The 13,655-nt window shown below is 31.4% G+C and carries 19 protein-coding genes; 3 read left to right on the top strand and 16 right to left on the bottom strand.

The window, feature by feature from the left end; all coding sequences use genetic code 11:
* Positions 1-8: 8 nt before the first annotated feature.
* From ACTTBE_RS02615 to ACTTBE_RS02635, 5 genes are read right to left on the bottom strand one after another with little or no spacing between them, the layout of a single operon-like run.
* On the bottom strand, positions 9-860 hold the full coding sequence (locus ACTTBE_RS02615) for a transporter substrate-binding domain-containing protein (protein WP_262589018.1): 852 nt from the start codon (positions 858-860) through the stop codon (positions 9-11).
* 57 nt (positions 861-917) lie between these two features.
* Positions 918-1,958, bottom strand: a complete 1,041-nt coding sequence (gene speD / locus ACTTBE_RS02620; RefSeq protein ID WP_440677020.1) for an adenosylmethionine decarboxylase — start codon at positions 1,956-1,958, stop codon at positions 918-920.
* Complete coding sequence (locus ACTTBE_RS02625; protein WP_440614229.1) at positions 1,958-2,593, bottom strand: class II aldolase/adducin family protein; 636 nt, start codon at positions 2,591-2,593, stop codon at positions 1,958-1,960. The genes speD and ACTTBE_RS02625 overlap by 1 nt, the downstream gene beginning before the upstream one ends.
* Complete coding sequence (mtnA, locus tag ACTTBE_RS02630) at positions 2,590-3,660, bottom strand: S-methyl-5-thioribose-1-phosphate isomerase (protein WP_440677021.1); 1,071 nt, start codon at positions 3,658-3,660, stop codon at positions 2,590-2,592. The genes ACTTBE_RS02625 and mtnA overlap by 4 nt, the downstream gene beginning before the upstream one ends.
* Entirely contained in the window at positions 3,657-4,529 is an 873-nt protein-coding gene (locus ACTTBE_RS02635) for an S-methyl-5'-thioadenosine phosphorylase (protein ID WP_440677022.1), read from the bottom strand. Before ACTTBE_RS02635 ends, mtnA begins: the two co-directional genes overlap by 4 nt.
* Before the next feature lie 33 nt (positions 4,530-4,562).
* Between ACTTBE_RS02635 and ACTTBE_RS02640 the strand changes: the two genes are divergently transcribed.
* Entirely contained in the window at positions 4,563-5,090 is a 528-nt protein-coding gene (locus ACTTBE_RS02640; RefSeq protein WP_440677023.1) for an adenine phosphoribosyltransferase, read from the top strand.
* A gap of 193 nt (positions 5,091-5,283) precedes the next feature.
* Here the strand turns inward: ACTTBE_RS02640 and ACTTBE_RS02645 are convergent, their stop codons facing one another.
* Complete coding sequence (locus tag ACTTBE_RS02645; RefSeq protein ID WP_440677024.1) at positions 5,284-5,604, bottom strand: hypothetical protein; 321 nt, start codon at positions 5,602-5,604, stop codon at positions 5,284-5,286.
* A 195-nt stretch (positions 5,605-5,799) separates the two neighbouring features.
* On the opposite strand from ACTTBE_RS02645, the gene ACTTBE_RS02650 reads away from it, so the two are divergent.
* Together ACTTBE_RS02650 and ACTTBE_RS02655 are read left to right on the top strand one after the other, a co-directional pair.
* A complete protein-coding gene (locus tag ACTTBE_RS02650; protein WP_440677025.1) occupies positions 5,800-6,006 on the top strand; it encodes a hypothetical protein in 207 nt (68 codons plus the stop codon).
* A gap of 708 nt (positions 6,007-6,714) precedes the next feature.
* Positions 6,715-7,080 carry a hypothetical protein gene (locus tag ACTTBE_RS02655; protein ID WP_440677027.1) on the top strand — a complete coding sequence of 122 codons (366 nt, stop codon included), beginning with the start codon at positions 6,715-6,717 and terminating at the stop codon, positions 7,078-7,080.
* Between the two features lie 12 nt (positions 7,081-7,092).
* Here the strand turns inward: ACTTBE_RS02655 and ACTTBE_RS02660 are convergent, their stop codons facing one another.
* Genes ACTTBE_RS02660 through ACTTBE_RS02705 form a run of 10 tightly spaced genes read right to left on the bottom strand, consistent with a single transcriptional unit; the run spans position 7,093 to position 13,527 of the window.
* Positions 7,093-7,458, bottom strand: coding sequence for a hypothetical protein (locus ACTTBE_RS02660; protein ID WP_440677028.1), 366 nt, complete (start codon positions 7,456-7,458; stop codon positions 7,093-7,095).
* Complete coding sequence (locus ACTTBE_RS02665; RefSeq protein WP_440677029.1) at positions 7,458-8,678, bottom strand: S1C family serine protease; 1,221 nt, start codon at positions 8,676-8,678, stop codon at positions 7,458-7,460. Before ACTTBE_RS02665 ends, ACTTBE_RS02660 begins: the two co-directional genes overlap by 1 nt.
* Positions 8,675-9,325: an MORN repeat-containing protein gene (locus ACTTBE_RS02670; RefSeq protein WP_440677030.1), complete on the bottom strand. Its 651-nt coding sequence runs from the start codon at positions 9,323-9,325 to the stop codon at positions 8,675-8,677. The genes ACTTBE_RS02665 and ACTTBE_RS02670 overlap by 4 nt, the downstream gene beginning before the upstream one ends.
* Positions 9,322-9,486 (bottom strand): hypothetical protein, encoded by a 165-nt coding sequence (locus tag ACTTBE_RS02675; RefSeq protein ID WP_440677032.1) that lies wholly within the window; start codon positions 9,484-9,486, stop codon positions 9,322-9,324. The genes ACTTBE_RS02670 and ACTTBE_RS02675 overlap by 4 nt, the downstream gene beginning before the upstream one ends.
* A 46-nt stretch (positions 9,487-9,532) precedes the next feature.
* A complete protein-coding gene (locus ACTTBE_RS02680) occupies positions 9,533-9,760 on the bottom strand; it encodes a hypothetical protein (RefSeq protein WP_440677033.1) in 228 nt (75 codons plus the stop codon).
* Between the two features lies 1 nt (position 9,761).
* Positions 9,762-11,840, bottom strand: coding sequence for a primase-helicase family protein (locus ACTTBE_RS02685; protein ID WP_440677034.1), 2,079 nt, complete (start codon positions 11,838-11,840; stop codon positions 9,762-9,764).
* Positions 11,833-12,234 carry a hypothetical protein gene (locus ACTTBE_RS02690; protein WP_440677036.1) on the bottom strand — a complete coding sequence of 134 codons (402 nt, stop codon included), beginning with the start codon at positions 12,232-12,234 and terminating at the stop codon, positions 11,833-11,835. The genes ACTTBE_RS02685 and ACTTBE_RS02690 overlap by 8 nt, the downstream gene beginning before the upstream one ends.
* Entirely contained in the window at positions 12,224-12,691 is a 468-nt protein-coding gene (locus ACTTBE_RS02695) for a hypothetical protein (protein WP_440677037.1), read from the bottom strand. The genes ACTTBE_RS02690 and ACTTBE_RS02695 overlap by 11 nt, the downstream gene beginning before the upstream one ends.
* Entirely contained in the window at positions 12,684-13,061 is a 378-nt protein-coding gene (locus ACTTBE_RS02700; protein WP_440677038.1) for a hypothetical protein, read from the bottom strand. Before ACTTBE_RS02700 ends, ACTTBE_RS02695 begins: the two co-directional genes overlap by 8 nt.
* A complete protein-coding gene (locus ACTTBE_RS02705; protein ID WP_440677039.1) occupies positions 13,054-13,527 on the bottom strand; it encodes a hypothetical protein in 474 nt (157 codons plus the stop codon). Before ACTTBE_RS02705 ends, ACTTBE_RS02700 begins: the two co-directional genes overlap by 8 nt.
* Positions 13,528-13,655: the final 128 nt, after the last annotated feature.

Consider the following 13,655-nt stretch of genomic DNA (forward strand, 5'->3'; position numbering starts at 1 on the left):
AAAATTAATTACATAGAAGCGTCGAAACCAAAATGTTTAATTGCAAGTTTGCTAATTATTCCTTGTTTTCTAGCTTTGTTAATTGCTTTATTGAAATCTTTTAGGATTTTAGCGTCTCTTTTTCCAATAGCGCTATCACTGGCTTGTCTGATTCCAACACCAACTCCATTTCCAAATGCACCGCCTGAAAAAGTTGGTCCAACTAAAACAACTGGTTTACCAGATTTATCTGCATAATCTGTAAACGCTACAGCTGCAGCTAATGCAACATCACATCTTCCAGAAGTTAAATCCAAGTTAACCTCATCTTGAGTTTTGTAAGTTCTAACATTTACACTTCCAACATCACCAGACTCTAAAAAGTTTTGGTGAATTGTACCTGTTTGAGTACAGACTGTTTTTCCAGCAAGAGCATCTGTTAGAGTTTTAAGTGCTTTTTTAACACTAGAACCACCTAAAGATAAATTGATACCTTCTGGTGTATCCATTCCTTCTAAGCTTGAACCTTTCATTACAGCAAGAGACGCAACTTCATCAGCATAACCTTGTGAGAAAGTAATTGTTTTCTTTCTTTCGTCAGTGATTGACATGCCGGCCATGATTGCATCAAATTTTCTCATTACTAATGCAGGTATCATTCCATCCCAATCTTGCTCAACGATTGTACACTCATATTTCATAATCTTGCAAAGCTCTTGTGCTAGCTCAACCTCAAACCCAATTAAATTGCCAGAAGCATCTTTTGAATTCCATGGAGGATAAGCACCTTCAGTTCCAATTTTAATTTTCTCAGCAGAAACATTTCCGATGATTAAAAAAGAAGCTAGAACTGTTAAAATAGTTTTTTTGAATATATTCATATTTTCTCCTTTAATTGGAATAATTATTTCACAATTTTTAGAAAGAAAAAAGAAAAATTAATGATTTATTGAGGATGAAAAGTTCCAAGCACAATCAAAACTTGGTATATAAACTCTAGATAATTTGGCATTACCAAAATTTTGATTAAATACATTTAACCAACTATCAACTTGCTTAGGTTTTTTATCCTGACTACCTACTTGAGCTGTAATTACTCCTTTTGGTTTTAATATTCTCACCAGAGAGTCCATATTTCTTGCTGCTAGGTCTATACAAAACTGATCATCATTAAGATCGACAAAAATATGATCGTAAGTATCGTCAGCTACTGATTTAATACTTTCAAATGCATCTCCCCAAACACATTTAACTGAATTTTTTTCCGTAGCTTTTTTTCCAATATCACCAAGATGTTTATTGCAAACGTCTACAACTTCTGGATCTAACTCATACCAATCAATAAAATTAAAATTTTTAGAAATACATTCTCTTGCAACTCCACCATCTCCACCCCCGATAATAGCTGCTCTTTCATTATCTTTGTTTAAATTTAAACCTGAACCAACAAATGTAGAGCTGTATAAATGTTCATCTGTTGCAGCAACTTGAATTTCACCGTCTATAAATAATGATTTTCCAAATTGTTCAAGATCCAAAATTTCAATATGTTGACCAACTTTAGATTTAAAATCTTCTAAAACATCATTTACAACATAAGATTTTTGCAGACCTGGAGAACTATAAATGTCATGATAAAGCGATTTTGTGTCTCTATTAAATTCTTTTTTAACAATTCTTGTATGTTCAAATTCCTTTTTGATGATATCAATTGCAACTGATGGACTTACTTTTCCGCAAGTAAAAAAATCAAAACTAATAATTCCTTTTTCAGGAAATGTATGAAAGCTGATATGACTTTCTGCAAGAAGAGCTAATATTGTGAAACCTTGAGGTTCAAATTTATATTTAGAAATATTTAATATTGATACTTTTGCAGCTTTTGCAATTTCATGAATTACTTTTTCGTAAACAGAAGGATCATATTCTTTTGTAGTTCCAATGATGTCTAGAGTTATATGTTCTCCAACTTTTGTCATTAGCTATCCTTTTTATAGTTTTTAGCTTTAGATAAAACTCTATTCATTTCTGCTATAGAAAGAACTTTAGGCTTACCCAATTTAAGGCTCGTTATATACTGAAGCGATATATTTTCAACCTCTTCGGCTAACTCAAAAGCTTTAGGTAAACTATCTTCAAATGCAATCTGACCGTGATTTGCAATTAAGCAAGCTTTTCTAGCTTTTAAAGCTCTTAAAATATTTTTAGATAATTCTCTCGTTCCAAAGGTTGCATATTTTGCACATTTAATGTCATGGCCACCGGCCATTGCAACCATGTAATGAAAAGGAGGTATTCCTTTATTATGAGTAGATACAGCAGTTGCATTTGTTGAATGAGCGTGAACAATTGCTTTAGCTTCTTTTTTATTTTTATAAATATCTTGATGAAATTTCCATTCTGAAGAAGGAATACCATTTTTCTTGTCAAAATTACCATCTAGTGTAACGAAAACTATATCTTTATTTTTTAAAGTTGAGTATTTTTTTCCAGACGGGGTAATTAAAAAACCATTTTTATACCTTACTGATATATTTCCAGATCTTAAAGCTGATAATTTTTTTGTATTCAACATTATTGAATATCGAATAATTTCAGAACTCAAATTTTTCATTTGAATAAGTTTTTTAGTCCATTGGTGGAAGCTTCACATACTCCTCTCTCAGTAATTAATCCACTTACATATTTTGCAGGAGTTACATCAAAAGCTAAATTCATTGCTTTACTTTTTTGTGGGTATATCAAAACTTTCTTAACTTGATTGTTTTCATCAATACCCTCAACATGAGACAATTCCTCAAAATTTCTTACCTCAATAGGAATGTCTTTTGCATTTTTAATATTCCAATCAATTGTTGAACTTGGTAAAGCTACATAAAAAGGAACTTCATTATCATGAGCAGCTAAAGCTTTTAGATAAGTTCCAATTTTATTACACACGTCTCCATTAGATAAAGTTCTATCTGTTCCGACAATACACATATCAACTTCGCCTCTTTGCATTAAAATACCTCCAGTATTATCAGCAATAATTGTGTTAGGTATTTCTTCCTCATTTAACTCATATGAAGTTAAATTTGCACCTTGGTTTCTTGGTCTTGTTTCATCTACCCAGACATGAACAGGAATTCCTTTTTTATGAGCATGATAAATAGGTGAAGTTGCTGTTCCCCAATTAATAGTTGCTAACCATCCTGCATTGCAATGAGTTAAAATATTTACTATACTTTTTTTCTTATTGTAAATTTCTTCAATTATTCTTAATCCATTAATACCAATATTCTCACAAAATTTTTCATCCTCATCACAAATTTCTTTAGCTTCTTTTAAAGCTATATCTAAAATTTGATCACTATTGATGCCAGATAATTTTTTCATCATACGATCAACTGCCCATTTTAAGTTTATTGCTGTGGGTCTTGATTTAATTAACTCTTCTGAACATTTATTTATAAATTCTTGAGAGTTGTTCTCATGAATAGCCAAAACTATTCCGTAAGCAGCTGTTGCCCCAATTAAAGGAGCACCTCTAACTTCCATAATCTTGATTGCATTTATTGCATCTTTAACTGATTTAAGATCTTTTATTATAAATTGATGTGGAAGTTTTGTTTGATCAATAATTTTTACTATCTTATCTTCATACCATATTGTTCGATATTCTTTTCCTTGAATTCTCATTTATTCAAAGCTCTACCAGCAACATTTTTTAATTTATCAATTGTTTTTTGGGTTCGTTTTTCTGGAGCGGTAATAATTGCTACATCCAAACAATTATTTGTTGGATCATTTGGATCTATGTGATCTTCAAAATTATCAATTAAATTTTTAATCATAACTTTTGCTTTTTCAGCATTTCCTAACAAAACTTTTATTACTTGTTGAACATCAACGTTTTCATGATCTGGGTGCCAACAATCAAAATCTGTAACCATTGAAACTGATGCATATCTTATTTCAGCTTCTCTAGCTAATTTTGCTTCAGGCATATTAGTCATTCCAATAACATCTGCCTTCCAAGATCTATATAATTTTGATTCTGCCAATGTTGAAAATTGAGGTCCCTCCATAACAACATAAGTTCCATTTCTTTGGTATTCTATATTAGATTTCTTAATCGCATCTTCACAAGCATTCATTAGTCCATTAGATGTAGGATGTGCCATCGATACATGAGCAACGATTTCATCATCAAAAAAAGTTTTTACTCTTGCAAAAGTTCTATCAATAAATTGATCAACAATAACAAATTTTCCAGGTGGCAATTCTTCTTTCAGAGATCCTACGGCTGAGACTGAAACAATATCAGTAACACCCAACTGTTTTAATGCATCAATATTTGCTCTAAAATTTATATTCGATGGAGAAATAAAATGCCCTCTCCCATGCCTAGGTAAAAAATAAACTTCTTTATTATTATAATTAGTTTTTAATATTTGATCAGAAGGTTTACCCCAAGGCGTATTAATTTCTAACAGTTCTCTATTAGTGAATTCTTCAACATCATAAAGACCACTTCCACCAATTATAGCTAATTTATTTGTTGTCATAATTTCAAATATATTTATTTATAATAAAGTATTATGAATTTAAAAGACCATATTAGATCAATTCCTGATTATCCTAAAAAAGGCATTTTGTTTAGAGATATAACTACTCTTATTAAAAATGAGGAAGCTTTTGCTGAAACGATTAATCAAATTATTGAAAGATCTAAAAAATACAAAATTGATAAAATTGCTGCAATAGAATCAAGAGGTTTTGTGTTTGCTTCTGCAGTTTCTTATATTCTTAAAAAACCTTTCATAATGTTGAGAAAAAAAAATAAATTACCTGCTGAAGTACATTCTGTGGATTTTGAACTAGAGTACGGAACTGCAACAATTGAGGTTCATAAAGACTCTATTTTAAAAGATGAGTCTGTTTTAATAATTGATGATTTAATTGCAACAGGTGGCACTGCAGAAGCTGCTGGTAAATTAGTTGAAATGTGTGATGCAAAAGTGGCTGCATTTGTTTTTGTTATTAATTTATTTGATTTAGGTGGGTCTGATAATTTGGTTAACAAAAACTATAAAGTTGAAAATTTAATTGAATTTCCAGGACATTGAATGGTAGCGGGAAGAGGGATCGAACCACTGACCTCGGGCTTATGAGTCTATCGCCATGAACCCTGCTCACTCACTCTAAAGCAATTACTCCTGTAAATGCTCTCTTTCCTTTCTATACATATTGAATCAAATTAAAGAAACTTAGTCAAGAACCAATGTCATTGGAGCACTATTGGAGCAGGATTTTCAGTAGTTACTTCTTAAAAATATAATGAGTATCGTAAGCTTCTTCATCATTTTTAAAAGATGAAATTATGCAAGTATATTCGTCACTATTAAAATTTTTTTTTAATTCATCAATATCAGTATGGTTTATTTTGTTTTCAATTTTTTCTTTATCAAAATGTGTAATATCAGTATTGGAAAACCCTATAAAAATTAAGTGGCCACAATCATCTATGACTGGTTCGTTATCTCTTAAATCATTTGAAACAAATGAAACAACCTTAGAGTTGCAAATTGGGCACTCTTGATTAGAAAATTCTCCGTTTCTTGAGATAGTTTTTATTAACATTTATCTATATTACATTTTAAAGAGGTACCACTGCAATCTCAAAAATAGCAAATTTATCTAACCAGTACCCCACATTTTTAATTTAGGAGTCCCTATATAGATCTATATTGTCTAACATTCGCATATCTAGTGTTGTGAAAAACTTATTCATTTTAATATTTATTACAAAAAAAATATTATAAAAATTTATTTTAAATGGCATGGTATAGAGGAACAGGAAAAGAAAATCATAAATCAGTATTTGAAAATATAGATTATGGAAGATGTATTTTCTGCAATAATGATAGAACTGAAATAGCTAAAAGAGATTTCACAATAGTATTCTCAGAATTTGAGCACAACACCGGCAGTATATGTAAGAGCTGTTATCACGCTAACGCAAAAATGGTGAAAGCAGTATAATGCCTGATTGGTTAATAAAATATCTAACTTGGATTTTTGTCTTTATTGTTTGCATTGTGCCGTTAGGCTTTGGTCTTTATGCTCTACTCAAGATCATTTTAGATGCTGTATTAACTTAAAATTTACTCTGAATTCTAAGAATCAGTTACTCCGAATTATTTTATGTTGTAGTGAAAATTCCCTTGCATTTTAGTTGATGTTACCCTGCCTATCCTTAGAGGTATGCAAGTCGTGTTTCCTGAAGCATTTTACAAAAAACACCTACCACGCAACAGGAACAGAGTATCCGGCATCAGGGATTACCGGTATACATTAGCCTACATTAGTAGGTGACATTGGGTAACAATTGGGGAACTGCAGGGAATAATTTAACGTAACTTAGAGTAACATTTGACTGCCTCGCAGACGTCTGCAAAACTTTTTCAAGTTAAAAAAAGCTAAGTTTCAATACACGCATACACGGATGACACAGCTAAATTGCAAAGTGTAGAAAACTTTTTTATTTTTTTCTAATTGCGTATTATTTTTTTGACGAAAGTGAAATTAGCCGTGTTTACTGTGTAGCTGTGTATTAAATAAATCAGATGTTAATATATGCTAAATATGCAGGTTACGTGGCTAGTTATGTTTGGATTTTCGTTAAAGCTAATTTTTTGATTGTTTTAAACAATTTAATAATTGAATAACTATGTTATTATAAAGATCTAGATGTTTTTAAAAGTTATAATTATCATTATTGGAAGTTTTTTTTCACTACTATCTCTGACTTCTAGTTTAGATAGATTTGTTGAATTTTTTTATTTAGGTATAAGTTTATCTATAATAGCAATTGGATTTTTAACAAAAAAAAATAACGATTTAAATAATAATGATTTTAGTCGTCTTTTAATATTATCAGGAGTAGGTTTATTAGTTTTTGCTGTAATTATGGCTTTTAGATCTTTACTGATGGGAGATATTGAGGGTGCTAAATCATATTCTGAGATTTGGTTATTAGGTGGTTTTGGTGTTTTGTTGTTAAATTATATAATTCAAATAATAAAAAAAGATTACAAAGATAATATTACTAAATAACTTACTGTCTAACTATTTACAGGGAAAATTATTTTGCATGCCCCAAATATATAGTAATGGGACATAAGATTCCTCTACATTTTCAGATGAATTTTTTTTTAACCTTTCAGCTTCTTCATTAATAATATCTATGGATAATTTAATAGTTAATTTTAAGTCTTTAGGTGGACAATATAATTTTTGATTATTTGGATTAGTAATTTTTCCATAAATAGAATGACTATTGTTACCTGCTAAAAGACCTCTGATATACCATTTGGCAGTATTATAATCTGATTGCATTAATTCTTTAAATTCACTGTATTTTAAAAAACTATCTGCTTTAACGTTAAGATTAAATAATAAGCTGAGAAACAAAACCGATAGAATCTTTTTCATTATTGATATCTATTAAAAAATGCTTTTCGGTTATTTTCTTCAGCAATCATTTTTTTTATTTTTGCAACTGTCATGTAGCACTCTAAATAAACAGTACCATCAGTTATTAGTTTTCCAAGATCTTTATTTGACATTTCTCTGCTATTTGGCAATAAAAACTTAAATCCATTAGAGTTAGCAAATGTTCTTAAAGTTGAGGACTTAATCCCAAAATTAAAACTTTCTACTCCTGCTTTTTTTCCATAATTTGCTACTGCAACACCAACAACATTACCTTTTTGATTCATAATAGGGCCACCGCTGTTGCCTTGGTTTAAAGCTGCATCTGTTTGAAACTCTGAATAATTGTTTCCATAACCCGCAAGGGCTGTTATGCTTCCCTTGGATGTTTTGATTGTTGTACTGACTTTTTTCCCTAAAGGAAAACCAGCAATAATTACGTCCTCTAATAATTCAGCATCTTCTCTTGCAACTGAAAAAACTTTGCCTGGGTTTACTTTTGCTTTTAAAATTGCTAAATCATTCTTCTTATCAATAGCAATTATATTAGTTTTAAATTCTTTGCCTTTATATGAAAGAGTTATTGAAGCGCAACCATCTACTACATGGTGATTAGATATTATATGTCCCTTAGTTGAAACAAAAAAACCTGTTCCTGAAGATGCCGCAATAATTTCAGAATCATCTATATTTGGTAAACCTTTGTTTTTTTCGTTTTCTTTAGCATAATATTGTCTATTTTCCTCTATAGAAAATTTAGTCCATTCATCTTTCATATACGAAAACAAATCATCCATGGTTTTAATTGAATTTTCTAAAAAATTATAACTCTCCACATCTGCTTTCTTTTTATTATATAGCCATTTTTGGTGTATTATTGTGGCTTCTCTTCTTGTGCTTAAATACCAATCGTATTCAGCATCGAGTATATTTTCGTTAATGTTAATTTTATTCCTTTTAATATGTTTAGAAAATAAATTATGCCAACAATCTGTGAGATCGATTAAGAATGTCATTTTAGAATGAGTTCTTTTAGAACAGCTTGAAAAGTCTTTATCAAAATTTTCAAGAAATGTATTAAAATCCTTAACGTATAAATTATATATTTTAGATTCAGTATTTTTTAATTCTTTAATTAAAAATGGAGTATGTCCATTTGCTAAACTTTTAGATACATTAAATAAGCTTACAAATATTAATAATTTAATTAAAAATCTCATCTTTTTTTTACTAAATTACCTTCTTTCCAAAATCCTTCAATTATATTACCATTTTGATAAGTGGCAATTCCAAATCCATCCATTTTATTAAATTTAAACTCACCAACATATTTATCTCCATTAGGCCACATATAAGTTCCTTTACCGTGTTGATAATTATTCATCCACTCTCCCTCATATTTTGATCCATTGGCTGTTGTTAAAATTCCATTACCATGAAATTTATCATCTAAAAAATTTCCTACATATTTAAATCCATTAGGAGTAATCAATGTTCCTTGCCCCTCTCTTTTGTTTTCTATAAATTCTCCAGAATATTCTGTTCCACTTGGATAAGTAAATGTTCCATATCCATGAAATTTATCGTTATCAAATTGTCCTACATAAGTAGTTCCATTGCTAAAAATATAAGTCCCTTTACCATGTTTTAAATTTTCATTGAAATCCCCGGTATATACTGCTCCACTAGGATAGGTATAAATTCCATACCCTTGTCTTTTACTTTTTTTAAAACTACCAACATATTTTTCTCCCTCGGGATATAAATAAGTTCCTTCTCCATTCAAACAATTACCTTGAATACATTCAGCATAACCACTCCCACCTAGCAAAAAACTAAGAGTTACAATTGATAGAAATCTCTTCATTTAATTTTTCTTCTTTTTTTTGCTCTTTGTTTTTTTACTTTTGGAGATACCCAATCTACTTTAATTTCTTTTGTATTTGGAGGACTTAATTGAAAACCAATCCAAAATATTGCACCACCTATTGCAATTAAGCCAATGAATTCAATCGCAGAAATTTCCATAATCCAAGATTACCAAATCCTAAACAGAGAGTCTAATTGTGAAATATTAAGTATTCTTTCGTTTCCATTCTCTTACTTTAACTCCTAGATATCCAAAGTTATCTTGAACGATTTTTCGCATCTCCTCATAGTCAACATGAGGGTATTTTGGTTGTTCTCCATTAGCTTTAAATACTTCCTCGCATCTTCTTCTAGATTTTGAAAAGTCATTCATGATACGCTTCAATACTTGCTCAGGTGTTTTAGGTACCTGATACCTTTGTTTTTTTGACATATTAGTTTCCTCCTTTGCTATCAAAATAAAATGGTGGGTATTTTCTACCAAGTTCAGCTGCAGTAAGATTTGCATACTGATCATGATTTCTAATAATCCAAATCGTTGCCCGATCTGCAACTTTTGCAACAGGACATTGCTTCTTCTGTTTGCCTCCAATGTTTTCAAGTGCTCTAGTTACTTCTTGCATTCGAGTAACTTTCATTCGCTTCTCAGATTTAAGATAATCAAACAATTCAATTGTAGTAAGTAGATCTCTATCAAATGGAAATACTCCTTGCTCAAATTGTTCTTTTATAAAGTCATTCAATGGTCTATCTGCTAAACCAGACATCTCATCACGATATGGTGTGTGTGGTGCCGGTGCCAATGGATTAAACTTACTTAGATCTCTATCTAACATCTCAGCTAAAACACCACCTGCAAGATTATGATTTAATCTATGCAAATGAAACTCCTCAAGCATTTGTTGATTACGTTTTGCAGGACTAAAATATACAAAGTATCTCACTTCGTTATAGGGAAGTGGAAATGCATCTTTGTAGTTAGTATTGATCCAGTAGTTAGTACAAGTATCTTGCTCTGTGTACTCTTTATAGAGCTGTCTAACACCTATAGATCCCTCCGTTATAATTGTCTTCAGTGTATTTATAAGCATTGCTTTTTCACTCCATGATCCGGAACTCTTTGCTTCATCAATCAATACAGTTTGTGCATTGACCAAGAAACCTTTACCTTTATCCAATGCCTCAGCTAACTCAATTTTTCTAGTATTGTTTAGACCAAGTATATCTCTATGCAGATCAAATAAACTTCCTTTACCTAATTGAAATTCATCTGACTGCAGGATTACAGCATGTCTAATTTTAACACCGGGATTTTGATAGTGAAATGCCAGCCAATTTATAAAATGATTTCTGTATTCTTCATGAGGTATTACATGTTTTAATAATGCCCAGAATATATCAGTATCTACTTTTGGATCAGGTTGTAGATGATGCTTCTCATATACATTGATCATTAGCTTTTTATCTACATGAACAAATCTATTTAGATCATTTGGTTTGTAGGTAAAATCAACACAGACTTTGCTATCTTTATGCTGTTTCCAAAATTTTAAAGGTGTGTACTTACCGTCAAAATATTTAGAATATTTAACGTCAATAGCTTCTGCATCATACATCTCTTTATCTTCAAGATCGTAGTATTTTTTTTGCTTCATCATGTAAGCAATTCTCTCTACGAATGTGTTTGTGTACTCAGGCAGTGCATCTCTACCAGTGATCTTAAACAAAAGTTTCTTGAAGTCTTTTACTTCATCTTCAGACCAATTAAACTCCTCAGCAAGCTTAGGTAATCCCTGTAGTTGATCAGATCTATCTCTTTTGTAAACATCTTCAACACGTGCAAGTCTTTCAGTAACATCATCACCTGCAACAGTTACACATGCAGTTATGATTTTTTCACAATCAGCTTTTTCAACTTTATGATGCCAGAGTGATGCTACTATTTTCCTGATATACTCGTTACGTAAACCCTCATTAGAATATTTACGAAATATCACACATGCTACACCTAACAATGCACAAGCTTTGTTTAGAGCCTCCCAACTTATTTCAGTTGGTAAACCGGTTGATGACCAGATAACTTTTTCCTCATTGTCATACTGACCAAAGCACATTGTGTAATGCTTATTAGCTCTAATCTCTACAAGCATAGACTTTGATTTGTCTGCGAAACTAAAATATTTTCTAGTATGGTTCTTATGCAGATCTATCACTTTAAACAGCCTGTGAGACCTCAGTGTGCTCTCTCTACCAAATTCTAGCTCAGTCTTAGGCAGGAAATAATCAGCTAATTGCAAAGCTTCCGGACAATCTAGATCAACATCAACTATCAAACTGTCTCGTCCGGTTGCTATGTTTATATTTTGAAACGGTTTAACTTGATCAAGTTGTTTGATCTGTTTGTTTAAACGTACCGTCCAACTCTCCTGAATGGCCTTTCTGCCAAAGTCACTCGAAAAGATTATTGCGTCTGCTTTTAACAATGCAGATATTGGGGCAAGATCATTACTCATCTGATCCTCCAACATTTATTCCTGACATCTTTAAAAGTTTTTTAATCAAGTCACGATCAGACTGAGATTGAACATCTACTACAGCTCTATCATAATCACCTTGTGCAAGGTTTAACTTCTTGATCTTAGGCTCTTTAGATTTTCGATATTTTGCTAGATCTACAACTCCACCATTGGATAATTGTATTCTTTTAAAATATTCATCAGGTTGTCTATCAAGCCACTCATTCAATGACTCACCTTTCTCTTTGCTGTTTTCAAAGTCTTCTTTGATTGTATCAGCAAGATCTTTAAGCAGATCAAATTCGATATCTTTGATATCTTTAGCAAGTGATACTCCATCTCTTGCCGGCATAGATTTTTCTATGTTGTTAATTGTTCTTTTAGTTAACATGTTTCATTACCTCCAATCGCTTCGTTAACTTTGCTATTTCTTCTCTTAGTTCTTCATTTACTTTTTCGAGAATTTTAACTTTTGCTAAATGATTATCAGCAGCAGCATCACACATTTCCCAATCATGTTTTAGTGATGCAACTTGATCTAATAATTCTGTGTTTTCATCTTTGAGTTTGTTTAACTCTTGCAGGGTATTATCTTTAATTTCTTCACGATCTCTTTCTTGATATGCAATAGCTTCAGATAGATCTTGAATAATATTAACTTGCTTTAATGCGAGACTACTAACTTGTTTATGTTCAACTCGACCACATTCACATATTTTTGTTTTACGTGGTTTTACCGGCAACCATTTCAATAAAATTGGTTTTAGTATTTTAGAGTCTTTGAATTGATCCCACAGTGAGCCTTTGGCCTGGTGAACTTTTTTAAACTTTCTCCAATCTCTACTCATCTTTTAACCCCATTAGGTAATTCAAACCTGAGCTTGTTGCAGGTTTAGTTTTAACTGGATTTCTAGATTGTTTTAGATTTTGCAAACCTTGTCTAATACCGTTCAGTTCATCTAATAAATTTAGATTAAAATCTAACTGCAACTGTGTAGGTTTAGATTTAGATTTTTGAACTCTATCTTTGAAAGGTTTTGTACTCGTTGGTTTGAAATCAAACCCTCTTACAAACTTCTCCATTTGTGCATTGTGCTCAACAGCTTCCTTTGCAGTTTTGAAATCAAAGGTGTTGTTCTCATTAGTAAACCTACCGTCCTTATATTGGACGGTAAGTTCATCATATAGTGGTTGTAGATGATCAGGAAGTTTACTCATTATCTTTTCCCTCCTCAGCAGCTATTTCTTCTTCGATACGTTTGTTTGATTCCTGCCTTTCACTCATTACAGAAATTCCGTACTTAGTCATTAATTGCTCTGAAAGTTTATCTTCCTCTGCATAGAGCTCTTTTTTTAATTTCAATAACTGTTTATCTGCAGATATTTTTTGTTCGTGAACTTCGTGCTCACGTAGTTTCTTGTGACTTCCACAATGATCGTATTTGGACTGATAAGGATATTTGGTAAATGCTTCCCAATATCTTTTTTCTAATTGTGTGAGATTATTATTAACAACTTCGATTATATGCATAAAACGATTTGCTAACTTCTCGTATGTTTCTTGACTGATAGATCTGTTAGAGTTGTGACCTATGTTATCTTTTTTATTATTACTTTGTGACATTGTATTTCCTATTAATGTTTTCGAGTGGGGAGGTGCCTGATAAACACCTCCGTCACTCAATAATTTTCATTAACAGTTGGTACAGGTTAGATGAAAGTCGGTTGTAGTATGGGACAGACTAGTATGGTGGCCACCAATAGTCCAAATATCTCTGTGTAAATATTCAATATTTCCCTCTAAAAAAGTTT

This window comes from Candidatus Pelagibacter sp. HIMB1587, assembly GCF_052047775.1.
Classification (GTDB): domain Bacteria; phylum Pseudomonadota; class Alphaproteobacteria; order Pelagibacterales; family Pelagibacteraceae; genus Pelagibacter.